The sequence below is a fragment of the Klebsiella sp. K47 genome (assembly GCF_051858335.1).
GTDB lineage: Bacteria > Pseudomonadota > Gammaproteobacteria > Enterobacterales > Enterobacteriaceae > Klebsiella > Klebsiella pneumoniae.
The window spans coordinates 106,805-129,098 of the sequence record NZ_JBPYUI010000016.1 but is presented as its reverse complement, the minus strand read 5'-3'; the positions used below and the strand labels follow the sequence as shown (position 1 = coordinate 129,098).

The window sequence follows — 22,294 nt, the reverse complement described above, 5'->3', positions numbered from 1 at the left end:
AGCCATAAAACTGCACCTTACTCAGTTGGGTGTCCAACTTTTGGGGTGCAGTCCAGCAGCGCCGCCGGGCAAGATATCAGGCACGGTATCCTTGATTTCGCCGGGTGGCGGCTGCGCCTTACCCGGCCTACAGGATCCACTCACAGGCTCACACCCCGTAGGCCCGTGCAAGCGCGCCGCCGGGCAACAGTATCCGGCCCCCTCCCCTACTTCGCCAGGCTGGCAAAGCGAGCAAAGACCGCATCAAAAATCGCCAGCCCCTGCGCCACCTGCTCAGCAGTAATGGTGCACGGCGGCACCACGTGAATGCGGTTCTCCACCACAAAGGCCAGCAGCCCGGCTTCGGTCAGGGCCCCTTTGATCGCGGCCATGTCGGCGGCGGTCAGCGGCGTTTTTTGTTCACGGCTGCTCACCAGCTCCAGCGCCTGGAACAGGCCGCGACCGCGCACCTCGCCGATAATGGCGTGCTTCTCCGCCAGCGCCTCGAGACCGGGGCGCAGCACCTCGTTGCCGATATAGGCCGCGTTCTCAACCACCTTCTCCTCTTTCATCGCGTCGATGGTGGCGACAATCGCCGCCATCGCCAGCGGATGGCCGGAGTAGGTCAGCCCCCCGGCAAAGAAGTGATCGTCAAAGTAGCGGGCAATCGGCTCGCTAATCAGCACCCCGCCCGCCGGCACGTAGCCGGCGTTAACCCCCTTGGCAAAGGTCACCAGATCCGGCACCACGCCATCCTGCTCGAAGGCGAACCAGCTGCCGGTGCGGCCAAAGCCGGCCATCACCTCATCGAGGATCAGCACGATGCCAAACTCGTCGGCCAGGGCGCGCACGCCCTGCATATAGCCTGCCGGCGGCACGAGGATCCCGGCGGTGCCGGGGATGGACTCCAGCAGGATCGCCGCGATGGCCGTCGGCCCCTCGCATTCAATGATCCGCCGCAGATGCGCCAGCGCGCGCTGGCACTCCTCTTCCTCAGTCGCGGCGTTGAACTCGCTGCGGTAAAGGTAGGGGTTGAAGAAGTGAACGTGGCCGCGGGAGAACTCATTCGGCACCCGGCGCCAGTCGCCGGTAGCGGCGATCGCGCTGCCGGTGTTGCCATGATAGGAACGATAGGCCGACAGCACCTTGTCGCGCCCGGTATAGAGCCGCGCCATGCGAATCGCGTTCTCATTGGCATCCGCCCCGGCGTTAGTGAAGAACACCTTACTGAAGCCCGCCGGCGCCAGGTCGACGATGCGCTTCGCCGCTTCGCCGCGGGCAAGGTTGGCGGTGGCGGGCGCGATGGTGACCAGGGTCTCCAGCTGCGCCTTCATGGCCGCCAGTACCCGGGGGTGCTGATAGCCAATGTTGACGTTCACCAGCTGGCTGCTGAAATCGAGCCAGGTGTTCCCCTCATAATCCCATAGCTCGCAGCCTTGCGCCCCGGCGATGACCAGCGGGTTGAGATTGCCCTGCATCGACCATGAATGAAACACATAGGCGCGATCTAATTGCCGAACTTCGTCATTGCTTACCGCGACCTCGTTGTGAATTGCCAGCTTCATACCCTGCCCTCTCTCATGTCGTAGTGGTTGGCTTCATCATTGGCCTTGGCCGCGCAAATCGGATAGAGCCAGTGCGCGCATAACGATGTGACACGGTGTCACATCCCTGCCCGTCGTCTGGCCCTGTGCCTTGTCGTCCGGCGTTTTTATAGTGAAGGGACAACCGCACAGGAGAATGAGATGGCAACGAGCAACGTAGTGTTTATCACCGGGGCGACCTCGGGTTTTGGCGAAGCGGCAGCGCAGGTGTTTGCCGACGCGGGCTGGTCGCTGGTGCTGAGCGGGCGCCGCTATCCGCGACTGAAGGCCTTGCAGGACAGACTCGCCGCCAGGGTGCCGGTGCATATTATTGAGCTTGACGTTCGTGACAGCGAGGCGGTGGCTGCCGCCGTGGCGTCGCTGCCCGCCGATTTCGCCGATATCACCACCCTGATCAACAACGCCGGGCTGGCGCTGTCGCCGCTGCCGGCGCAGGAGGTGGCGCTGGAGGACTGGAAAACGATGATCGACACCAACGTCACCGGTCTGGTGACAGTCACTCACGCCCTGCTGCCGACGCTGATCCGCCATGGCGCCGGGGCGAGTATTATCAATATCGGCTCGATCGCCGGGCAGTGGCCCTATCCCGGCAGCCATGTGTATGGCGCCAGCAAGGCGTTTGTGAAGCAGTTCAGCTATAACCTGCGCTGCGATCTGCTTGGCACCGGCGTGCGGGTCACCGATCTGGCGCCGGGGATTGCCGAGACCGAATTCACCCTGGTGCGTACCAAAGGCGACCAGGCGGCATCGGATAAGCTCTATCGCGGCACCACGCCGCTGAGCGCGCACGATATCGCCGAGCAGATGTTTTATATCGCCACGTTGCCGGCGCATATGAACATTAACCGGGTGGAGGTGATGCCGGTGCGTCAGGCATGGCAGCCGTTCGCCATCGATCGGGATTAAGCGAAACCCGACGCATCCCCTGCCGGCGCTGCCGGCAGGGGATGCAGGCCGGACTAACGGCTGCTTTGCAGAAACTGCCTGACGCGTTCGGAGTCAGGCTGAGTGAAGAACTTCTCCGGCGGCGCCTTCTCTATCAGCAGCCCCTTCTCCAGAAACACCACCTCATTGGACACCTGGCGGGCAAAATCCATCTCGTGGGTCACCACCACCATGGTGTAGCCCTCGGCGGCAAGGGCTTTCATTACCCCCAACACCTCATTAACCAGTTCCGGATCCAGCGCCGACGTCGGTTCATCGAAGAGAATAACTTCCGGCGACATCGCCAGCGAACGGGCGATCGCCACCCGCTGCTTCTGTCCACCGGAGAGAGTGATCGGGTAGACATCGGCTTTGTGCGCCATGCCGACTTTCTCCAGCTGCTGCATGGCCATGGCCTTCGCCTCGTCTCGTTTCATGCCCTTAACGTGCAGCAGCGCCTCGCTGACGTTTTGCTGAACGGTCAGATGCGGCCACAGGTTAAAACTCTGAAAGACCATCCCCACCCGCTCGCGGATTTTGGCCAGCTGGCGGTGCGACATCGCCCGGCCTCGCTGTTCATCAATCCCCAGTCGCTGACCGCCGATATGAATTTCGCCGCGGTCCGGCTGTTCCAGCCAGTTCATACAGCGCAGCAGTGTGGATTTTCCCGACCCGGACGAGCCGAGAATACTCACCACGGTCCCCTTCTCCACCGTCAGGTTAATATCCCGCAGGACTTCCACATTATCGAACTGTTTGGAGACGTTTTTGACGCTTACGGCAATAGACTCAGGCATGGCTCATTCCTCTTTTGGCTCCCCAGGCGGTCAGGCGCTTAATCAGCAGCTCCAGCAGAATGCTGATCGCCCAGTAAAGCCCAATGGCGACGATAAAGGCGTTAAACGGAATAAAATAGGTCGCCTGGACGCTGTTGGCGGCGGCGGTGATCTCCTGAACGGTAATAATGCTCAGGAAAGCGGTGTCCTTCAGGCAAATAATCAGCTGATTGCCGATCAGCGGTAAGGCGGAAGAGACGATATTGGGTAAAATAATCCGCCGGAAAATGGCATAGCGCGAAAAGCCCTGAGCAATCGCCGCTTCAATATATCCGCCGGAAAATACCCGCCGCTGGCTGCGCAATATTTCAAAGAAATAGGCGCCATGATAAATAATCAGGGCCAGTAAACCGGCGGTCCACGGCTCCATGCTAATACCGAGCTGCGGCAGCCCGTAATACAGAAGATAAGCGAGGATCAAAAAAGGGATCGCACGCATCAGGCTGACGAAACCAATAATAATCCGGTTAATCACTTTCTTTTGATATTCGCTAAAATAACACAGCGCAATACCGATAATCAGCGCCGCCAGGGCGGCGGTAATAAACAGTTCGAGGGTCGCGAATAACCCGGCAATAAAGCTATCGCGAACCGACCAGATAACGCCCCACTGATTCATAATGCCTCCCGTTCCTAGCGCGCCAGACGCCTGGCTTTACGTTCCGCGATACCCTGCAGCTTCAACAAACAGCCGATGATCACCACATACAGCAGGCCGGCGGCGAGGATCGGCGACAGCGGCTCGTAGGTGACCGAGGAGATACGGTTGGTGACCCGGGTGAGATCCACCACGCCAATCACGGCGATGGCCGGGCTACCTTTGATCAAAAAGGACATCTCATTGACCAGCGCCGGCAGGCTCTCGATCCACATCTGCGGCAGCATGATGTAGCGGAAGTAGGTCCAGCGGCGCATTCCCACCGACTCCGCCGCCTCCCGCTGTTCGCGCGGAAAGGTGCGGAAGGCGTTGCGCCAGATCTCAGCGTTAAACGCCGACGTGTTAAGCGTCAGCGCCACGATGGCGGCCACGTTCTTGTCGAGGTTAATGCCCATCGTCGGCAGGGAAAGGAACAGAAACAGCACCAGCGTCACCAGCGGCGTTGCGCGGGCCAGACTGATATAGACCACCAGCAGCTGGTCGATCACCGGCAGGCGCAGCATCCGTACCAGGGCGATCAGCAGGCCCGCCACCACCCCGAAGGCGATAGCGATGGCCGAAATCCAGAGGGTCGTCCATGCGCCTTCGATTAATAACTGCCAGGAAATTGCATCCATGAGGCCCTCCTTCTCAGCAACAGGCGGCGGTCGCCCGCCGCGGAATATTACAGTCCGGCGAGTTTGTGAAACTGTTCCGGGCTGGTGATCGCCTCGGTCGGCAGGTTGTCATAGGTTTCGCCAAACCATTTTTTCTGCAGCTCGGCGAGCTTGCCGGTCTCCTTCATGTGGTTCATAAACTTGGTCATATAGGCCAGCAGCTGCGGCGAGTTTTTCGGGATCGGCCACGCCATATACCCCGGTCCGGAGACAGCCAGCCCTTTGGCGAAGACCTTCGGTTTGGCTTTCGCCAGGTCGTTTACCGAGATCACCACGTTAATCACGTAATCCAGTCGCTTATTCGCCAGGTCGGCGTAAGCTTCCGGATAGGAGGGATACTCCACCACCGGTCCCAGCTTGCCGCCGGTCTTCTCCAGCATCGCCTTCAGCTCCGGCAAACGCGCCAGCAGCGCGCTCCCGGCCTGTAACCCCACTTTTTTGCCGCTGAGATCGGCAATCGTATTTAACGAAGTATCACCAGCGCGTTTGACGAAATAGTGCTGCGCGGAGGCCCACGGTGGGGTGAAATCAAAAACCTTCAGCCGCTCATCGGTAATAACCGCCCCGGTTAAGGCCATATCGTATTGCCCGGTGGAGACGGCCGCTAATAATCCGGTCCACGGTAATATGCTCTGGTCGACATGGAATTTGGCGTACTTACGTAATTCCTCAAGCATATCTTTGTTAAAGCCATCGGCCTGGCCATTATTCATAAAGTTAAACGGCGCATAATCATCTTCCGTCGCCACTTTCAAGGTGCCGGATTTTTCTATTTCCGGAAGATCGGCCGCGACGGCGTGATAAGAAAAAGCGACCGTTAATACAGCGCTCAGACACATTGATGCCAATGATTTTTTCATTATTTCACCCCTGATGGATTGGCCAGACGGGTTCATTCCAGAACGCGAAAAGGTTTCTGCAAAATAGTGGCCGGGGACGTTCCGGTCCACGGCGGCTGAATACGTTTTTAATGTGGGAGCGTTTTTCAATTCCGTATAGAGCCAGATGGGCCGCATCGCTGTGTCAGATGGCGGCAGGGTGGTATGGAATTTGCTGAGTGTAACGGGTGGTCGCAATGCGTTATTGCCAGAGGAGCCCCGTATGATCCGTCACCTGTTACACGTTGATTTTCAGCCTGGCCGCGGTTTGCAGGAACAGGTGCGAGAGACGCTGGTGAATGCCATTCTCAGCGGGATCTTCGCCGCCGACACCCCGCTGCCCTCCTGTCGCCAGCTGGCCAGCCAGCTTCGCGTCTCGCGCAACACCACCGCGCTGGTGTTTGAAAGTCTGGTCAACGAGGGCTACCTGATTAGCCGCCCACGAAGCGGTTACTACCTGCATCCCGACTATCATGAAGCTTCGCCTGCCGCCGTCGAGAGTGCACCGCAGCGCGAAGCCGCTGCACCACGCTGGGGCGACCGGCTGCAGATGACCCCCAGCCAGCAGGAGTCGATACTCAAACCGGCGGGCTGGATGCACTACCGCTACCCGTTTATCTACGGCCAGCCCGATACCCGGCAGTTCCCGCTGGCCACCTGGCGCTCGGCGGCGAACTGGCTGCACGGCGGGGTGCGCGACCCGGCGTGGGTCATCGACCATATTGACCAGGATGTGCCGATGCTGATCGAGCAGATCCGCACCCGGGTGCTGCCCAAGCGCGGCATTGTCGCCGCGCCGGATGAAATTCTCATCACCCTTGGCTCGCAAAATGCGCTCTACCTGCTGACCCGACTGCTGCTCTCTTCCACCACCCGCATTGGCGTCGAAAACCCCTGCTTTCGCGAAGCCATCAACACCTTTCTGCTCGCCGACGCCGAGGTGGTGCCGCACCCGGTGGATGAAGAGGGGATCGTGCTTAATGAGCGTCCCTGCGATTACTACTATGTCACCCCCGGCCATCAGGTGCCCACCGGGGTGACCATGAGCAGTGCGCGGCGTCGCCAGCTGCTGGAGCATGCCGCCCGCCATGACGCAGTCATTATTGAAGATGATTATGACTCGGAGAGTAACTTTACCCTCAACCCACTGCCGGCGCTGAAGGCCAGCGATCGCAGCGGCCGGGTGGTGTATGTCAGCAGCCTGTCAAAAGCGCTGTCACCGGGGCTGCGGTTGGGGTTTATGGTCGCCGACCCGGACCTGATCGACGAGGCGCGCGCCCTGCGCCGGCTGGTCTATCGCCATCCGCCGACCAACATTCAGTACCAGATGGCCCACTTCCTTGCCCAGGGCCATTATGAAACCCATCTGCGGCGCTACCACTACGACTCCGCCCAGCGCTGGGAGCGCCTGCACGCCGCCCTGCAGCGCTATCTGCCGTCGTGTCGCGCGCTGGCGGGGAGCGAACATGCTAACGCCTTCTGGCTGCAGACCCCGGCGCAGATCAACACCCAGCAGCTCACCTGGCGCGCCGCCCACGCCGGCGTGCTGATTGAGCCCGGGGCGCGCCATTTTCTCAGCGCCGCGCCGCCGGATAACTACTTTCGCATGGGATTCCACGCCATTAACCCTGACGCCATCGCCCAGGGGGTGGAGGTCCTGCGCGGCCAGCTGGAGCAGATGGGTTAGCGGTATTGTTCATACTCAACGGCGTCGCGCACGCTGAGCAGCGCCGGGCGCAGACTGTCGAAAGGCACCGATCCGAGCGCAATGCGCAGCGCCTGCGGGATCGTGGCGGAGACGCAGAACGGCTCGGCGGTCGACACCGAAATACGGCGTTCCATCAGCGCATTCGCCAGTCGATCGGCCCGGCTCTCTTCACCCAGAGGCAGCCAGACAAAGTACGAATCGGGATGACTGACGACGGGAAGCCCACAAAGCACCTCGCGGGCCACCTGCTGCCGCTGTCGCGCATCCTGTCGTTTCTGCGTTTCAAAGCGGGCCACCGTGCCATCTTCAATCCAGGCGCAGATCAGCGAACTTATCAGCGTCGGCGTATTCCACGTCGTGGCCCGGATGGCACGCTCAATCTCCGGCCGGTAGCGCGGCGGAGAGATCACCACGCCCACGCGCAGTCCGGTGGCGATATTTTTTGAAAAACCGGTGACATACACCGTTCTTTCCGGCGCATAGCTGATCACCGGCGGCGGCGGATGGCTCACCAGCCGGGCGTAGGCGGCATCTTCAATAATCAGCAGGTCGTGCTGGCGCGCGAGATCGGCCAGCGCCTGCCGCTGCCCGGTGTTGAGCACCCAGCCCAGCGGATTGTGCAGCGTCGGCATGGTATACACCGCCCGCACCCGCCGCTGCTGGCACAGCGTATGAAGCGCCTGCAGGTCCGGCCCCTCCGGTCGACAGGGGATCGCCGCCAGCTCCAGATGATACAGCGCCGCCAGAACCTTGAAGCCCGAATAGGTCAGCGCATCCACCGCCACCACATCCCCCGGACGTAACAGCCCCATGACGGTCACTGCCAGCCCGTGCTGTGCGCCGTTGACGATCAGGACATTTTCCGCATCCGGCGTAAAGTGCTGGCAGGTCAAATGGCGGGCGATAATTTCGCGCTCGGCGAGCCGCCCGGCATGAGGCTGATAGCGCAGATGCGAGTCAATATCGCCCGCCATCGCCAGCTGCCTGAGCGCCTCGCGCAGCGCATCGCCCTGCTCCGGCAGCGAAGGGTAGTTGAAATTGAGATCCACGACATCGGCGGCCACCACCTGCTGATCGACCCCGTGCCCCGGCGGCAGCGAGAGGTCGCGCACGAAGGTGCCGCGGCCGGTTTCGCCGCTGACCAACCCCATCTCTTCCAGTTCACGGTAGACGCGCGTGGCGGTGGCCAGCGAGAGGCGTTCTCCGGCGGCAAGGGTACGGTGCGTCGGCAGACGGGTGCCTGCGGGCAGCTGCCCGCTGCGGATCGCCTGGGCATATCGGTCGACAACGGCTTTATATCGGGCTTTCATCGTGAAATGTATCTATGACAATAATTTGATTGTATTAGATTGAGCACATTACCATCGCCGCAGACGATGCTCAAGCGGGCACAGCACATCTGATAACGCGAGGTTAACGTGGTAGATTCAACACTGGATAAATCGGTGCCCGGTCCCTGGTCCGGATGGCTTCATGGTTTACTGGGGGTGATTATTTTTAGCGGGTCGCTGCCCGCGACGCGGCTGGCGGTGCAGGATATGGATCCGTTCTTATTGACCTTTCTGCGCGCCTCCATCGCCGGGCTGCTTGCCGTCGCGCTGCTGGTCGGCTTTCGCCAGAAACGCCCGCGCCTGGCGCAGCTTGTGCCCTTGATCATCGTCTCATCAGGGGTGGTGATCGGCTTTCCCCTGCTCACGGCGCTGGCCCTGCAGCGCATTACCTCGGCGCATTCGATTGTGTTTATTGGCCTGCTGCCGCTGATGACCGCCCTCTTCGGCGTACTGCGCGGCGGCGAACGCCCGCGGCGGGCTTTCTGGATCTTTTCGCTGCTGGGCAGCCTGCTGGTGGTGGGATTCGCCCTGACGCAAAGTGCGGCGGCCTCACTCAGCGGCGATCTGCTGATGCTGGCGGCGGTTATCGCCTGCGGCCTCGGCTATGCGGAAGGGGCAAAGCTGACGCGGGAGCTCGGCGGCTGGCAGGTGATCTGCTGGGCGCTGGTGATAGCCCTGCCGTTGATGCTCCCCGCCTCGCTGATGGTTCAGCCCGCGTCCTGGCATGCCATATCGGCCTCCTCCTGGGCGGCGCTCGGCTATGTGTCGCTCTTCAGCATGCTGATCGGTTTCATCTTCTGGTACAAAGGGCTGGCCGCGGGCGGGATCGCCGCCGTCGGCCAGCTCCAGCTATTGCAGCCGTTCTTCGGGCTTGGCCTGTCGGCGGCGCTGTTGCACGAAACCGTCAGCCCCTTGATGCTGGCGGTTACGCTGGGCGTGGTGCTGTGCGTGGTGGGCTCGCGCAAATTTGGCCGTCAGCGGGTTGTCGCAGGGAGCGGGAGCCATGATTGACCGCCCCGTCATCCGCCGTCCCGGGTCGCGGCGGTGTAACCGCCTTACCCGGGCGACAGCATGATAAACGGCTGGAGGTCGCGTCGCCGGGGAGGACGACCGTCTACACCGGCCGCGCGTACTGAAGCATCACCTGCAGCAGCACGTTGGCGCCGGCGGCGACGTGCTCCGGCGAGGCATACTCAATTTCGTTATGGCTGATCCCGTCCTTGCAGGGGATAAAAATCATCCCGGTGGGCGCCAGGTAGCTCATATACACTGCGTCATGCCCGGCGCCGGAGACGATCGGCCGCGCCGGATAGCCCAGCCGCTGCGCGGCATCGGCAATGGCCTGCTGGCATTCGGCATCGAACGGCGCCGCCGGATAGTGGCTTACCTGCTTCAGGGCCACCTGCAGACCGCTCTCCCGCTCAACCTCCGCGATAAACGCCCGCAGCTGGCGATCCATCTCGTCCACCAGCGCATCGCTGAGATTGCGCATATCAATGGAGAAGGTGACCTCCCCGGGCACCACGTTGCGGCTGTTGGGCCACACCTGCACGCTACCGACCGTGCCGCGTCCCTCTTCGCTGCGCCCGGCAATGGCCACCACTTCCTGCATAATGCGGGTCGCCACCTGCAGGGCATCCTGACGCAGGCGCATCGGCGTGGGTCCGGCGTGCGAGGCCTGGCCGGTGACCACGCAGTCGTACCAGCGGATCCCCAGCACGCCCTGCACGATACCGATGGTTTTCGCTTCATCTTCGAGAATCGGCCCCTGCTCAATGTGCGCCTCAAAATAGGCGCCGATGGGATGGTCCCCCGGGGTCTGCTCGCCGATATAGCCGATCTGCTCCAGCGCCTCGCCGACGCTGACACCCTCTTTATCCGTGACGGCCCAGGTCTCTTCCAGCGGGAAGACGCCGGCAAAGACCCCGGAGCCCATCATCACCGGTACAAAGCGCGACCCCTCTTCGTTGGTCCAGAACACCACCTCAATCGGCGCGTCGGTGGCAATCTGCAGATCGTTGAGCGTGCGCACCACCTCCAGCGCCGCCAGCACGCCGTAGTTGCCGTCAAATTTGCCGCCGGTGGGCTGGGTGTCAATATGGCTGCCGGAGACGATGGGCGGCAGGCCGGGGTTGCGGCCTTCCCGGCGCATAAACACATTGCCGATTTTATCGATGGTGACGCTCATCCCGGCCTCCCGCGCCCAGCCTATTACCTTGTCCCGCCCCTGGCGGTCGAGGTCGGTGAGGGTCAGACGGCGGCAGCCGCCCTTCGGCGTGGCGCCGATCTGCGCGAGATCCATTAACGACGCCCACAGGCGGTCGCCATTGATGCGCCAGCCGGTGGTGTCGGTCGCGGGGGTAAAAAGTACATCACTGCTCATGGTAGTCTCCTGACATCAAGGTCGCCGCCAGCGTAACCGGCGGTGGGAATGCGCTATCAACGCCTGGTCTTCATCCTGTATGGTTTTTTGCCGCCGATCAGACGGCCAGGGCCTGGGCGTTAGCGTCAATCGCCAGCTCGCGCCAGCGGTGGCAACTCACCGCGTGGCGCTCCGCGACGGATTCCGTCGGCGGCAGACTCTGCTCACAGACCGGGCGACGGTGCGGGCAGCGCTCGGCAAAGGCGCAGCCGGGCGGCAAGCGCGCCAGATCCGGCGGCGCGCCGGGAATGCAGTGCAGGGCATCACCTTTCTTAAGCCCCTCTTTCGGCCGACTGCCCAGCAGCACCTGGGTATAAGGATGGCGCGGGTGGCGCAGGATCTCGCTCATCGACGCTTCCTCGACGATCCGCCCGGCGTACATCACCGCCACCCGGTCGGCGATCTCCACCGCGGCGCCGATATCGTGGGTCACAAACACGATCGACAGCCCGCGCTGCTTTTGCTGCTCGCGCAGCAGGATCAGGATCTGGATTTGCACCGTGGCGTCGAGGGCGGTGGTCGGCTCATCCGCCAGCAGCAGCTGCGGGTTACAGGAGAGCGCAAGGGCGATCATCGCCCGCTGGCGCATTCCGCCGGACATCTCGTGCGGGTAAGCATCCAGCCGCCGCTCGGGGCTGGGAATGCGCACCTGGCGCAGGGCCTCCAGCGCCCTGTCCCGGGCCGCCTGGCGCGACAGCCCTTCGTGGCGGCGCAACCCTTCAATAATCTGCTGCCCGACGGTGTAGACCGGATCGAAGGCCAGCAGCGGCTCCTGAAAAATCATCGCGCAGCGTCCGCCGCGATAGCGCCGCAGCTGGCTGGCGCTCATCGTCAGCACCTCGTCGTCCCCCACCTGCAGGGTGCCGGAGAGCTCACTGCTCCCTGGCGGGTGCAGGCGCATCAGCGCCCGCAGGGTCACGCTCTTGCCGGAACCCGACTCGCCAATCAGCGCCATCACCTCCCCCTTTTGTACCTCAAAGGAGACCCCGTTGACCGCGTTGATGGTCTGTCCGTCGCGGCGAAAGACGACCCGCAGGTCGCGCACATGGACAAAGGCGTTATCCGACATGGCTGACCTCCTTAAGGGGGATGCTTTGATGCCAGGGCGAGGCCGGCTGCGCCATCAGGCAGGCGCTCTGGTGCCCCTCCCCGACCGCCTCCAGCCGCGGTTTCACCTCGGCGCAGACCGCCTTCGCATGCGGGCAGCGGGTGTGAAAGCGGCAGCCGCTCGGCGGCGCGATGGGGCTGGGGGGATCGCCGCTTAGCGGCGAGGTCAGGGTGCGGTTTTCCGGGTCCATGGAGGGCATCGAGCTTAACAGCGCCCGGGTATAGGGGTGGGCGGAGGCGGTAAACAGCTGCTCCGCCGGGCCAATCTCCACCACTTCGCCAAGGTACATGACGAGGATCCGATCCGACAGCCAGCGAACCACGTGCAGATCGTGGCTGATGAACACGTAGGTCAGCTCGAGAGTCCGTTTAAGCTCCTGCAGCAGCTGCAGCACCTGGGCTTCCACCGATTTATCCAGCGCCGACACTGCCTCATCGAGGATCACCAGCCGCGGCTTCATCGCCAGCGCGCGGGCGATATTCACCCGCTGCCGCTGGCCGCCGGAGAGCGCATGCGGGTAGCGGTCGGCAAAGCGCGCCGGCTCAAGGCCAACGTGCGCCAGCAGATAGCGGGCATATTCGCTGGCCTCTCTGGCGCTGACGCCGTGGACGCGCTGGCCGAAGGCGATGCTCTCCTCCATGGTCAGGCGCGGATTGAGCGAAGCATAGCTATCCTGGAAAACCATCTGCACCTGGCGACGGTAGGCTTTCAGCGGCAGACGTGACGAGCCGACCCCCTGTCCGTCGAAGATCAGTTCGCCGCTGTCCTGGGTGAGCAACTGCATCAGCAGCCGGGCGGTGGTCGATTTGCCGCAGCCCGACTCGCCGACCACCCCCAGGGTTTCGCCTTTCATCACCGTGAAGCTGATATCGTCCACCGCCTGCACCACCTCCCGGCCTTTGCCGCCGCGAAAGTACTTCAGCAGGTGATTGACCTTCAGCAGCGGCTGCGCCGGCCCGCCAAGGTCGATATTGATAAAGGGTTGCATCGCTTACTCCTTAATCGCCATTGCCGCACGCAGGCGGTCCGCGAGGATATTGAACGAAATGGAGGTGATAAAAATCATCAGGCCCGGCAGGGCGGCCACCCACGGCTGGGTATAGATTGCCGTGCGCAGCGTATTGAGCATCAGCCCCCACTCGGGCTCCGGCGGCCGCACGCCGAGGCCGAGAAACGACAGGCCGGAGGCGAGGATCATGCACACCGAAATCAGCCCGGTGGAGAAGACGAAGATCGGCCCGAGCACGTTGCCCAACACCTGGACGCGGATAATGGTCAACGCGTTGGCGCCAGTGGCCCGGGCGGCGTCGATATAGTCCATATGCCGCACCTGGGCGGTCACGCTCTCGGCAATCCGCGCCACCTGCGGGACAAACACGAGGGTCAGCGACAACAGCGCATTGCCGATGCCCGCCCCCAACGCTCCCGACAGCGCAATCGCCAGCAGGACGGAGGGAAAGGCATAGAACACATCCACGGTGCGCATAATCACGGTATTGGTTTTGCCGCCCGTATAGCCGGCGATAATCCCGATGGCCCCGCCGATAAAAAAGGCGAACACCACCGGGACAATTCCCATAAACAGCGACAGTCGGGTGCCAAGGATCAGCCGCGACAGCATGTCGCGTCCCAGCTCATCCGAGCCCAGCGGGAAGCCATCGCTGCCGATGGGTTTCAGGCGCAGGAACATCGACGTTTGATAGGGATCTTTGACGATAAGCCACGGACCGAACAGCGCCAGGGCCAGCAGCAGGAGGATCACCACGCCCACCACCACCCCGCCGGGGTCGCGCAGTAGGCGGCGCAGCACGCCGCGCCAGTAACCTTGCCGGGAAGCGTGGGCCGCTGCGGCCGGGACCGCTTTCGTCGTTGCTGTATCCACCATGGTCAGCTCCTCTTAATACGCGGGTCGAGGGTGGTCTGCAGAATATCCACCAGCAGGTTGAGCAGCACGAAAAACAGCGCCAGCACCCAGATGGTGCCCTGCAGCAGGGGCAGGTCGCGCTGAAAAATGGCGGTATTGAGCAGCAATCCGGTTCCCGGCCAGGAGAAAACGGTCTCCACAAGGATCGAGCCGCCCATCAGATAGCCCACCTGCAGCCCCATCACCGCCAGCGCGGTGGGCGCGGCATTTTTCATGACATGGACAAAGATGCGCGACTCGTTGAGCCCGCGGGCGCGCAGGCCAACGATAAACTCCTGGCTGAGGATATCGGCCACCTGCGAGCGCACGGTGCGGGCGATAATCCCGGTCGGGATCACCGACAGGGTGAGGGCCGGCAGCAGCATGAACTGCAGGTGCGCCCAGTCCCATTGCCAGCCCACCTCGCCTATCGGCCCGCCGCCGGTGGCCGGCAGCAGCGCGAACTTGACGCTGCAGAGGATCACCAGCAGCATCCCCAGCCAGTAGTGCGGCACGCTGACGCCAAACACCGACAATACCGAGGCCAGACGGTCAATGACGCTGTTGCGAAAATAGCCAGCGACAAAGCCGAACAGGCTGCCGAGGACAAAACCGATCGCCGTCGCCAGCAGCGCCAGGCGCAGAGAGTAAGCCACCGCGGTCATCACTTCGTCTATCACCGGGCGGCCGGTGGCGACCGACATACCAAGGTCGCCGTGCAGCGCCCGCCACAGCCAGTGGATAAACTGCAGGGGCAGCGGCTTATCAAAGCCGTAAGCCTGCATTAATGTCTGACGCAGCGCCTCCGAGGCGTCCGGCGGCATCACCGACACCAGCGGGTCGCCCGGGGCGATCTGCACCAGCATGAAACAGATCACCGCCACCCCCAGCATGGTGGGGATAGCCAGCAGAATGCGGTATAGCAGCGTATTGATCATCGGTCGCCCCTTTCGCGATTACTCTTTTTTGCTCACCAGGCTGAGGTCGATAAACCAGCTCTGCGGTTGCACCACCCCGGTCACCGCAGGGGAAATCGCACGCGGCCCGACGTCGTGGGCGACAAACAGGAATGGCACCTGATCCACCAGCGCGGCGTGCAACTCACCGGCCGCTTTGTTCATCTCCGCCGGGGTAAAGGCGTGCTTGACGGCGGCGGCCAGCTTCTCCGTCTCCGGCGTGGAAAAGTAACCCCAGTTGGTCGCCACCGGCGGAAACGCTTTGGCCGTCGAGAAGCGGATCAGGCCAAAGTAAGGATCGTTAACCGCGGCGCTGACGTTGATCGCATCGATCCCTTTCGCCGAGGGGTCCCGGGCGCCCAGGCGCCAGTTGGTAAACAGGGTGTTCCATTCCACCACTTTGATATCCACATTGAAGAAGCAGCTCTTCAGGCTCTGCTGGATATACTCGTTCATCGGCAAGGGCTGCATCTGCCCGGAGCCGGAGGCCGAGGTAGCCACCGTGACGTGCAGCGGTTTGCTGGCACTGTATCCGGCCTCGGTCATTAGCTGGCGGGCGGCGTCCGGGTCATATTTGATCTGGAAGGTGGGTTTGCCATGCCACGGGCTGTCAGCCTCGTAGACCCCAGTGGCCTCGGTCATATAGCCGCCGAGGTAGCTCTTCAGCTCAGCACGGTTCAGACACAAGTTGGCCGCTTTGCGCACGCGGATGTCCTGCCACGGCGATCCTTTTTCAAAGGAGAACTGCCAGGGCCACAGATGCGGCTGGGTGTTGGCGTAGAGGTGAAAACCCTGAGACTTGATCTGATCGATGGCGTCCGGCGCCGGGGCTTCAATCCAGTCCACCTGCTTCGACAACAGCGCCGCGGTACGGGCGTTGGCCTCCGGCAAGGGGATCAGCACCACTTTATCCACCCGGGGAATGCGATCTTTGTTCCAGTAGTCGGGGTTTTTATCGAGGATCAGCTGCTGACGCGGCACCAGCTTCTCCAGTTTGAACGGGCCGCTACCCACCGCGTGGGCGGCGAAGGCGGTCCACGCCTGTTTGCTGCGCGCGGCGCTATCTCCCACGCTGGCCGGCACCGCGTCATACTGCTTCTGCCACGCCGTCGGCGAGACGATAAACAGGTTGGTGATGTTGTACGGCAGCAGCGCATCCGGTTCCGAGGTGGTCAGCGCCACGGTGTGGTCGTCAATTTTCTCTGCGCCGGTGAGGGTCGGCATGCGCGACAGGGTGTTGCCGATCTGACCCGGGGCGTACTGCGGCGCCGCTTTATTCAGTACCTTATCCACGTTCCAGACGATGGCGTCGGCGTTCACCTCCGTCCCATCATGAAACTTCACCCCCGGACGCAGGGTGAAAATCCAGCGGCTGGTATTCTGCGGATCGATGTGCCACTCGGTCGCCAGCCCCGGCACCAGACCGCTGGGCTTTTCACCTTGCGACAGATCCCACTCCACCAGCGCGTCGTACAGCGGGATGCCGGTAAAGCGGTTGCCCTCATAGCCTTGATCCGGCTGGCCAAGGGTTAACGGAATATCCGCGGCGGTCATGGCGATCCGCAGCGTGGAGGCGTTGGCAGGTAAGGCGGCGCCCGCCAGGGCCAGTGCGCCGCTCACCGCCACGGCGAGACGACCGGCACGCGAAAATAACGTCTTTTTGTGCATCACATGATCCCTGTTAAATAAAATGTCACGGATTAACAGGCAAAATGCGTACCAGCTCTTACGCGGACGAAAATAGGTCAAAACCGACCGGTAAAATAAGAATGACTTATATTATCACCATGATAATTATGGGAAAATAATTGCGCCTTATTCCGCCGCACCGCCAGCGGGAAATATGTTGCAGAATTGCACCAGCCGCTATATGGCAAATTTCAAATAATCACTCTGCGTCACTTTTTATTCATCCCCCGTCCACCGCCGCCGCGTATTCTCCGTCGGGATCAATCCCTTCTATACTTCAGGGAACACATCGACCGGGAGAGACTATGCCTTTAGCCGATTTTCACCGCTCCGATCCTTTTACCCTCGGTATCGAACTGGAGCTGCAGGTGGTGAACCCGCCGGGTTACGACCTCAGCCAGGATGCCTCGACGCTGATTGCCGACGTCCAGCATGAGCTGACCGTGGGAGAAGCCAAACACGACATCACCGAGAGCATGCTGGAGATCGCCACCGGGGTGTGCCGCGACATCAGCCATGCGCAAATCCAGCTCAGCGCCATCCAGCAGGCGGTCCAGCGCGCGGCGCTGCGCCATCATCTGCAGATCTGCGGCGGGGGTTCCCATCCCTTTCATGCCTGGCAGCGCCAGCAAATCAGCGATAACCCGCGCTATGTCAAAACCGTCGAGCATTTTGGCTATCTGGCGCAGCAGGCGACGGTCTTTGGCCAGCATGTGCACGTCGGCTGCCAGAGCGGCGACGACGCCATCTATCTGCTGCATGGCCTGTCGCGCTTTGTACCGCACTTCATCGCCCTTAACGCCGCCTCACCGTGGTTCGACAGCACCGACAGCCGCTTCGCCTGTTCGCGCCTGAACCGCTTCTCCTCCTATCCCGACAACGGTCCGATGCCGTGGGTGGCCGACTGGCAGGGGTTTCGTCGCCTGTTCCGCCAGCTGAGCTACACCAGCATGATCGATAGCATGAAGGATCTGCACTGGGATATTCGTCCCAGCCCGCAGTTTGGTACCGTCGAGGTGCGGGTGATGGACACCCCCTTGACCCTTGCCCAGGCGATCCACATCGCCGGCTTTATTCAGACCCTGGCCTGCTGGCTGTTGACGGAGCGTCCTTTTAAGCACCAGCCTGATGATTATCTGCTGTACCCCTTTAACCGCTATCAGGCCTGCCGCTACGGGCTGGACGGGACCCTCACCGACGTGCGCAGCGGGGAGCAGCGCAGCATCCGCCAGGAGATCCTGCAGCTCGCCGACCGGCTGGCCCCTTTCGCCCATCAGCTGAAGGCGACGGCAGCGCTGGAGGCGGTGGTTCGCCAGGCGAAATCGCCGCACAGCGAGGCGCAGCAGATGCGCGACTTTATCGCCAACGGCGGTTCGCTTTCCGGGCTGGTGCAAAAACACTGTGAGATTTGGGCGGCATAAGGTAGCGAGGCGGGTATACTCGGCGCAGACTATAGAAAGGACTGCCCATGTTATTACGTTGCCTGCTCCCTCTGGCGCTGCTGCCCCTGGCCGCCGTCGCCAGCGCCGCCTGTACCCTCACCGACCCGACGCTGACCCTGCAGAGCTATCGGGTGGATGCGCAGAAAGAGCGCATTGCGATGTACTGGCAGGATCGGCACGGCAAAGCCTGGGGTTCCCTGCGTTCGCTGCTGGCGGGTATCGATGGCGACGGCCGGGTGCAGATGGCGATGAACGGCGGCATTTACGATAAGGCCTACGCGCCGCTGGGGCTGTATATCGAAGACGGCAAACGGCTGACGCCGGTAAACCGCTCCGCCGGCGGCGGGAACTTCTTTATCCGCCCCGGCGGCGTATTCCTGGTGGAAAACGGCCGGGCGAAAATCGTGCCGCTGCCGGCGTACAAACCCTCTCCCGCCATCCGCTATGCGGTGCAGTCCGGCCCGATGCTGATTGAAAATGGCGTCATCAACTGGCGACTGAAGCCCTCCGCCAGTTCGCGCAAGCTGCGCAACGGGGTTGGTATCGATAAGCAGGGCCGGGTGGTATTTATGCTCAGCGATCGCGAGACCAACTTTTACGATTTTGCCTGCTATGCGCAGTCAAAGCTTGGCGTGCGGCAGATGCTTTATCTCGACGGCACCCTGTCGAAGATGTACCGCAAAGGCGGCAGCGTGCCGTGGCAGTATCATCCGTTCGTGACCATGATAACGGTGGAGAGAAAATAGCGGGCGCGTTTGGGGGCGGCCATTCCAGCCACGAGAGTGAATAAATTAACGACAGGCCGGGCAAGGTATTGCCGCCGTGCCCGATGTCCTTGCCCGGTGGCGCTGCGCTTACCGGGCCTACAGAGTCTGTTCGCTATGGTGTGGCTCCTGAAATCTACGGGCGTGCAGCAGGGCTGATTCCCGCTGAAATCGGCGAACCGGAGGTCGGCAGATAAGGCGGGGCTCACGCCCAAACGCAACGTGAACGCAAAACCCACCCTCACCCTACCCCTCTCCCAAAGGGAGAGGGGACCGCCCGGTAGTCGTTGCAGCCTGGAGTATCCCCGTTACCGACCGGTAGCGCCGCGCTTAGCCCCGCCGATGCGCCCACTCGCGCATACGCTGAAACAGTACATACAGCGAGGGGATAAACAGGATGCCAACCATCGTCGCCACCAGCATCCCGCTGAACACCGTGGTGCCGATGATCCGCCGGCTCTGCGCCCCGGCGCCGGTGGCGAGCATCATCGGCATGATGCCGATAATAAATGACACCGCGGTCATCATTACCGCGCGGAAGCGGCGGGTAGCCCCCTCGCGCGCAGCGTCGACTATCGACAGCCCCTCCTCGCGCCGGCTGCGGGCGAACTCAACGATCAGAATCGCATTCTTCGCCGCCAGGGCGATCAGCAGCACCAGCCCTATCTGAACATACACATCGTTGGCATAGCCCGCGGTCCACAGCCAGAGCAGCGCTCCGCCGATGGCGAACAGCACCGAGAGCATGACGCTCGCCGGCAGCGTCCAGCTCTCATACTGCGCCACCAGGAACAGCCACGCCATCGCCACCGCCGCCAGCACGATCCACACCGCCTGATTGCCGGTCTGCTGCTCCTGCCAGGAGATCCCGCTCCAGGCATAATCATATCCCGACGGCAGATGGGCCTGCAGAATCTGCTCCATGGCCGCCATCGCCGTGCGGCTGCTGACCCCCTCGGCCGCTGAACCGCTCACCGACACGGACGGGAACTGATTGTACTGCTGAATAAACGGCGCCCCCACCGTCGGCGTAATGGTGACCAGATTGCTCAGCCGCACCCGCTCGCCGTCGCGGCTGCGGACGTACAGCTCGCTAATCTGCTCAGCCCGCTCACGCCACTGCATCTCATTTTGCATCACCACATGATAGACACGATTGTTACGGCTGAAATCGCCGGCGCGCGTGCCGCCGAACGCCGTCTGCAGGCTGCTGAAGATCTGCGCCACCGGCACATCCAGCAGCGCCGCCCGGTCGCGGTCGACCGTCAGGGTCAGCTGCGGCACGTTGCTGCTCCAGGTGGTAAACACCCGGCTCAGCTGCGAATGCTGGTTCGCCAGCTGGAGGATCTGCCGCGTCACCTGCTCCAGCTCCGCCGACGACTGACCGGCCTGCGCCAGGATGCGCAGATCAAACCCCGAGGCATTGCCCAGGCCCGGCAGGGTCGGCGGCGCGAAGGTCATGATCGTCGCCTCGGGTAGCGACAGCAGCTGGCGCTGAATATCCGCCATCACCGCATCCAGCGGCGGCCGCTGATGCCAGTCCTTGAGCATTACCGAGATAAACCCGCCGTTAGAGGCGCTGGTGCCGTTGAGAATGTTGAACCCGGACACCTGAATCACATCCTCCACCGCCGGGTTAGCCATCAGCAGCTTGCGCGCCTGGGCCATCACCGCTTCGGTACGCTCCAGCGACGCCGCCTCCGGCAGCTGCACGCTGGCAAACAGGTAACCCTGATCTTCCTGCGGCAGGAAGCCTTTCGGCATCGAGGTGAAGCTGAACGCCACCAGCGCGCCTGCCGCCACCGTCGCCGCCAGCGCCAGCCAGGGACGGCGGTTCATCCAGCCTACCAGCCGGCCATAGCCGTCGCGGGTGCCGTCGAGAAGACGGTTAAACGCCCGCCACACCGCCGCCGGCCGGGCGGGACGCGGGCGCAGCAGCAGCGCGCAGAGGGCCGGAGTCAGGGTTAACGCCACCAGGCTCGACAGGGCCACCGCGGTGGAGAGCGTCACGGCAAACTGCCGGTACAGCTCGCCGACGATCCCCGGGAGCAGCGCCACCGGCACAAACACCGCCAGCAGCACCAGGGTCGTGGCGATCACCGGCCCGGCGATCTGCCGCAGCGCCTGGGCGGTGGCCTGCAGGCGATCCAGCCCTTCCGCCATTTTGGTTTCCACATTCTCCACCACCACAATGGCGTCATCCACCACCATCGTCAGGGCGAGAATGATCGCGAACAGGCTGAGGGTGTTGGCGCTGTAGCCCAGCAGATAGAGCACCGCAAAGGTGCCGATCAGTGACACCGGGATCGCCAGCACTACGATCAGCGTCGCCCGCCAGCTCTGCAAAAATAGCGACACCACCACGACCACCGCCAGCAGGGTCAGCGCCAGCGAGACGCCGATCTCTTTGATCGTCGCCGCCACAAAGCGGGTGGTATCAAACTTCACCTCCCAGGTGAGATCCGCCGGAAAGCGAGTGTGCAGGCGGTTAAGCTCCGCACGCACTGCGCTGGCGACCTGCAGGGCGTTGGCGGTGGGCGTCGGATAGATCCCCAGATAGGCCGACGCTTTACCGTTCAGCTGGGCGCCGGAGCTGTAGCTGCGGGCGCCCAGCTCAATGGTCGCCACGTCGGCGAGGCGCACCAGCTGCCCCTGCGCGCCGCGGCGGATAATAATCTCGCCAAAGCTGGCCGCCTCGTTCAGACGCCCCAGCCCGTTGATGGTCAGCGTCTGCTGCTGGCCGTTAAATACCGGCGGGGTGCCCACCTGCCCCGCCGCGCCCTGCACATTCTGCTCGCGCAGCGCCTGGGCGACATCATCCGTGGTGATGTTGAGCGCGTTCATGCGGTCCGGGCGCAGCCAGAGACGCATGCTGTAATCCCGGGCGCCAAACATCTGCACCTCGCCGACGCCGGGCAGGCGGGCCAGCGCCTCGCGCACCTGGGTGCTGGCGTAGTTGCTGACAAACAGCGGCGACAGCGTGCCCAGCGGCGAGTAGAGGCTTACCCCCATAAGCAGATTGCTGGCGCGCTTGCGCACCTGGACGCCATTCTGCTGCACCTCCGCCGGGAGCTGCGCCAGCGCCTGCGCCACCCGGTTTTGCACGTCGATCGCCGCCAGGTCGGCATCGGTGCCCGCCGCGAAGGTTATGCTCAGGCGGTACGTCCCCTCATCCGAGCTGGTGGACTCCATATACAGCATATGATCGACGCCGTTGAGCTGGGTCTCCAGCGGGGCGGCGATGGCTTCCGCCACGTCTGACGCGCTGGCGCCCGGCCAGCTGGCGCTGACGTTCACCACCGGGGGGGTGATCGCCGGGTACTGCTCCACCGGGATCAGCTTCAGCGACACCGCGCCGACAAAGGTCAGCAGCAGCGCGATCACCATGGCAAATCGCGGACGACGGATAAAAAAGGTCAGCATCCCTTCTCCTTAG

18 protein-coding genes are annotated in these 22,294 nt (G+C 62.6%); 5 read left to right on the top strand and 13 right to left on the bottom strand.

The annotated features are described in order from the left end of the window. Window positions 1–206: 206 nt before the first annotated feature. Window positions 207–1,544, bottom strand: a complete 1,338-nt coding sequence (locus tag RRF55_RS16775) for an aspartate aminotransferase family protein (RefSeq protein ID WP_032414656.1) — start codon at window positions 1,542–1,544, stop codon at window positions 207–209. Window positions 1,545–1,724: 180 nt separating this feature from the next. On the opposite strand from RRF55_RS16775, the gene RRF55_RS16770 reads away from it, so the two are divergent. After that, window positions 1,725–2,489 carry an SDR family NAD(P)-dependent oxidoreductase gene (locus tag RRF55_RS16770; RefSeq protein ID WP_004178931.1) on the top strand — a complete coding sequence of 255 codons (765 nt, stop codon included), beginning with the start codon at window positions 1,725–1,727 and terminating at the stop codon, window positions 2,487–2,489. Between the two features lie 53 nt (window positions 2,490–2,542). Here the strand turns inward: RRF55_RS16770 and RRF55_RS16765 are convergent, their stop codons facing one another. From RRF55_RS16765 to RRF55_RS16750, 4 genes are read right to left on the bottom strand one after another with little or no spacing between them, the layout of a single operon-like run. Continuing rightward, complete coding sequence (locus RRF55_RS16765) at window positions 2,543–3,304, bottom strand: amino acid ABC transporter ATP-binding protein (protein WP_021464385.1); 762 nt, start codon at window positions 3,302–3,304, stop codon at window positions 2,543–2,545. Beyond that, on the bottom strand, window positions 3,297–3,962 hold the full coding sequence (locus RRF55_RS16760) for an amino acid ABC transporter permease (RefSeq protein WP_002893189.1): 666 nt from the start codon (window positions 3,960–3,962) through the stop codon (window positions 3,297–3,299). Before RRF55_RS16760 ends, RRF55_RS16765 begins: the two co-directional genes overlap by 8 nt. A 14-nt stretch (window positions 3,963–3,976) precedes the next feature. Then, window positions 3,977–4,618, bottom strand: a complete 642-nt coding sequence (locus RRF55_RS16755) for an amino acid ABC transporter permease (RefSeq protein WP_004142522.1) — start codon at window positions 4,616–4,618, stop codon at window positions 3,977–3,979. 47 nt (window positions 4,619–4,665) lie between these two features. Next, window positions 4,666–5,517: a transporter substrate-binding domain-containing protein gene (locus RRF55_RS16750; RefSeq protein WP_002893184.1), complete on the bottom strand. Its 852-nt coding sequence runs from the start codon at window positions 5,515–5,517 to the stop codon at window positions 4,666–4,668. Between the two features lie 241 nt (window positions 5,518–5,758). Here RRF55_RS16750 and RRF55_RS16745 point away from each other — a divergent pair, with 241 nt between their 5' ends. Continuing rightward, complete coding sequence (locus RRF55_RS16745) at window positions 5,759–7,222, top strand: PLP-dependent aminotransferase family protein (RefSeq protein WP_004176948.1); 1,464 nt, start codon at window positions 5,759–5,761, stop codon at window positions 7,220–7,222. Here the strand turns inward: RRF55_RS16745 and RRF55_RS16740 are convergent. Continuing rightward, on the bottom strand, window positions 7,219–8,553 hold the full coding sequence (locus RRF55_RS16740) for a PLP-dependent aminotransferase family protein (protein WP_130974945.1): 1,335 nt from the start codon (window positions 8,551–8,553) through the stop codon (window positions 7,219–7,221). The two genes, RRF55_RS16745 and RRF55_RS16740, sit on opposite strands and share 4 nt — an antisense overlap. Before the next feature lie 123 nt (window positions 8,554–8,676). Here RRF55_RS16740 and RRF55_RS16735 point away from each other — a divergent pair, with 123 nt between their 5' ends. Then, complete coding sequence (locus tag RRF55_RS16735; RefSeq protein ID WP_032415645.1) at window positions 8,677–9,585, top strand: DMT family transporter; 909 nt, start codon at window positions 8,677–8,679, stop codon at window positions 9,583–9,585. Window positions 9,586–9,688: 103 nt separating this feature from the next. Here RRF55_RS16735 and RRF55_RS16730 read toward each other — a convergent pair whose 3' ends face one another. The 6 genes from RRF55_RS16730 to RRF55_RS16705 form a co-directional block, all read right to left on the bottom strand. Next, the gene (locus tag RRF55_RS16730) at window positions 9,689–10,957 is read right to left on the bottom strand and encodes a Zn-dependent hydrolase (protein ID WP_016532222.1); all 1,269 of its coding nucleotides are present in this window, start codon (window positions 10,955–10,957) and stop codon (window positions 9,689–9,691) included. 97 nt (window positions 10,958–11,054) lie between these two features. Then, window positions 11,055–12,065, bottom strand: coding sequence for an ABC transporter ATP-binding protein (locus RRF55_RS16725; protein ID WP_004191439.1), 1,011 nt, complete (start codon window positions 12,063–12,065; stop codon window positions 11,055–11,057). Then, a complete protein-coding gene (locus RRF55_RS16720; protein WP_004223507.1) occupies window positions 12,055–13,092 on the bottom strand; it encodes an ABC transporter ATP-binding protein in 1,038 nt (345 codons plus the stop codon). The genes RRF55_RS16725 and RRF55_RS16720 overlap by 11 nt, the downstream gene beginning before the upstream one ends. A gap of 3 nt (window positions 13,093–13,095) precedes the next feature. Then, entirely contained in the window at window positions 13,096–13,989 is an 894-nt protein-coding gene (locus RRF55_RS16715) for an ABC transporter permease (RefSeq protein ID WP_032414654.1), read from the bottom strand. A 2-nt stretch (window positions 13,990–13,991) separates the two neighbouring features. Next, window positions 13,992–14,945, bottom strand: coding sequence for an ABC transporter permease (locus tag RRF55_RS16710; protein ID WP_004178910.1), 954 nt, complete (start codon window positions 14,943–14,945; stop codon window positions 13,992–13,994). 18 nt (window positions 14,946–14,963) lie between these two features. Continuing rightward, a complete protein-coding gene (locus RRF55_RS16705; protein ID WP_004191441.1) occupies window positions 14,964–16,631 on the bottom strand; it encodes an ABC transporter substrate-binding protein in 1,668 nt (555 codons plus the stop codon). A 326-nt stretch (window positions 16,632–16,957) separates the two neighbouring features. Here RRF55_RS16705 and RRF55_RS16700 point away from each other — a divergent pair, with 326 nt between their 5' ends. Together RRF55_RS16700 and RRF55_RS16695 are read left to right on the top strand one after the other, a co-directional pair. Beyond that, window positions 16,958–18,073, top strand: a complete 1,116-nt coding sequence (locus RRF55_RS16700) for a YbdK family carboxylate-amine ligase (RefSeq protein ID WP_004176954.1) — start codon at window positions 16,958–16,960, stop codon at window positions 18,071–18,073. A 47-nt stretch (window positions 18,074–18,120) separates the two neighbouring features. Continuing rightward, entirely contained in the window at window positions 18,121–18,840 is a 720-nt protein-coding gene (locus RRF55_RS16695) for a phosphodiester glycosidase family protein (RefSeq protein ID WP_004176956.1), read from the top strand. A gap of 348 nt (window positions 18,841–19,188) precedes the next feature. Here the strand turns inward: RRF55_RS16695 and RRF55_RS16690 are convergent, their stop codons facing one another. Then, window positions 19,189–22,281 carry an efflux RND transporter permease subunit gene (locus tag RRF55_RS16690; RefSeq protein WP_004223499.1) on the bottom strand — a complete coding sequence of 1,031 codons (3,093 nt, stop codon included), beginning with the start codon at window positions 22,279–22,281 and terminating at the stop codon, window positions 19,189–19,191. Window positions 22,282–22,294 lie beyond the last annotated feature (13 nt).

Coding starts and splice junctions, on each gene's coding strand:
- RRF55_RS16730 (WP_016532222.1), bottom strand. CDS start 10,957: ATGAGCAGTGATGTACTTTTTACCCCCGCGACCGACACCACCGGCTGG.
- RRF55_RS16760 (WP_002893189.1), bottom strand. CDS start 3,962: ATGAATCAGTGGGGCGTTATCTGGTCGGTTCGCGATAGCTTTATTGCC.
- RRF55_RS16755 (WP_004142522.1), bottom strand. CDS start 4,618: ATGGATGCAATTTCCTGGCAGTTATTAATCGAAGGCGCATGGACGACC.
- RRF55_RS16715 (WP_032414654.1), bottom strand. CDS start 13,989: ATGGTGGATACAGCAACGACGAAAGCGGTCCCGGCCGCAGCGGCCCAC.
- RRF55_RS16750 (WP_002893184.1), bottom strand. CDS start 5,517: ATGAAAAAATCATTGGCATCAATGTGTCTGAGCGCTGTATTAACGGTC.
- RRF55_RS16695 (WP_004176956.1), top strand. CDS start 18,121: ATGTTATTACGTTGCCTGCTCCCTCTGGCGCTGCTGCCCCTGGCCGCC.
- RRF55_RS16740 (WP_130974945.1), bottom strand. CDS start 8,553: ATGAAAGCCCGATATAAAGCCGTTGTCGACCGATATGCCCAGGCGATC.
- RRF55_RS16725 (WP_004191439.1), bottom strand. CDS start 12,065: ATGTCGGATAACGCCTTTGTCCATGTGCGCGACCTGCGGGTCGTCTTT.
- RRF55_RS16700 (WP_004176954.1), top strand. CDS start 16,958: ATGCCTTTAGCCGATTTTCACCGCTCCGATCCTTTTACCCTCGGTATC.
- RRF55_RS16765 (WP_021464385.1), bottom strand. CDS start 3,304: ATGCCTGAGTCTATTGCCGTAAGCGTCAAAAACGTCTCCAAACAGTTC.
- RRF55_RS16690 (WP_004223499.1), bottom strand. CDS start 22,281: ATGCTGACCTTTTTTATCCGTCGTCCGCGATTTGCCATGGTGATCGCG.
- RRF55_RS16710 (WP_004178910.1), bottom strand. CDS start 14,945: ATGATCAATACGCTGCTATACCGCATTCTGCTGGCTATCCCCACCATG.
- RRF55_RS16745 (WP_004176948.1), top strand. CDS start 5,759: ATGATCCGTCACCTGTTACACGTTGATTTTCAGCCTGGCCGCGGTTTG.
- RRF55_RS16720 (WP_004223507.1), bottom strand. CDS start 13,092: ATGCAACCCTTTATCAATATCGACCTTGGCGGGCCGGCGCAGCCGCTG.
- RRF55_RS16770 (WP_004178931.1), top strand. CDS start 1,725: ATGGCAACGAGCAACGTAGTGTTTATCACCGGGGCGACCTCGGGTTTT.
- RRF55_RS16705 (WP_004191441.1), bottom strand. CDS start 16,631: ATGCACAAAAAGACGTTATTTTCGCGTGCCGGTCGTCTCGCCGTGGCG.
- RRF55_RS16775 (WP_032414656.1), bottom strand. CDS start 1,544: ATGAAGCTGGCAATTCACAACGAGGTCGCGGTAAGCAATGACGAAGTT.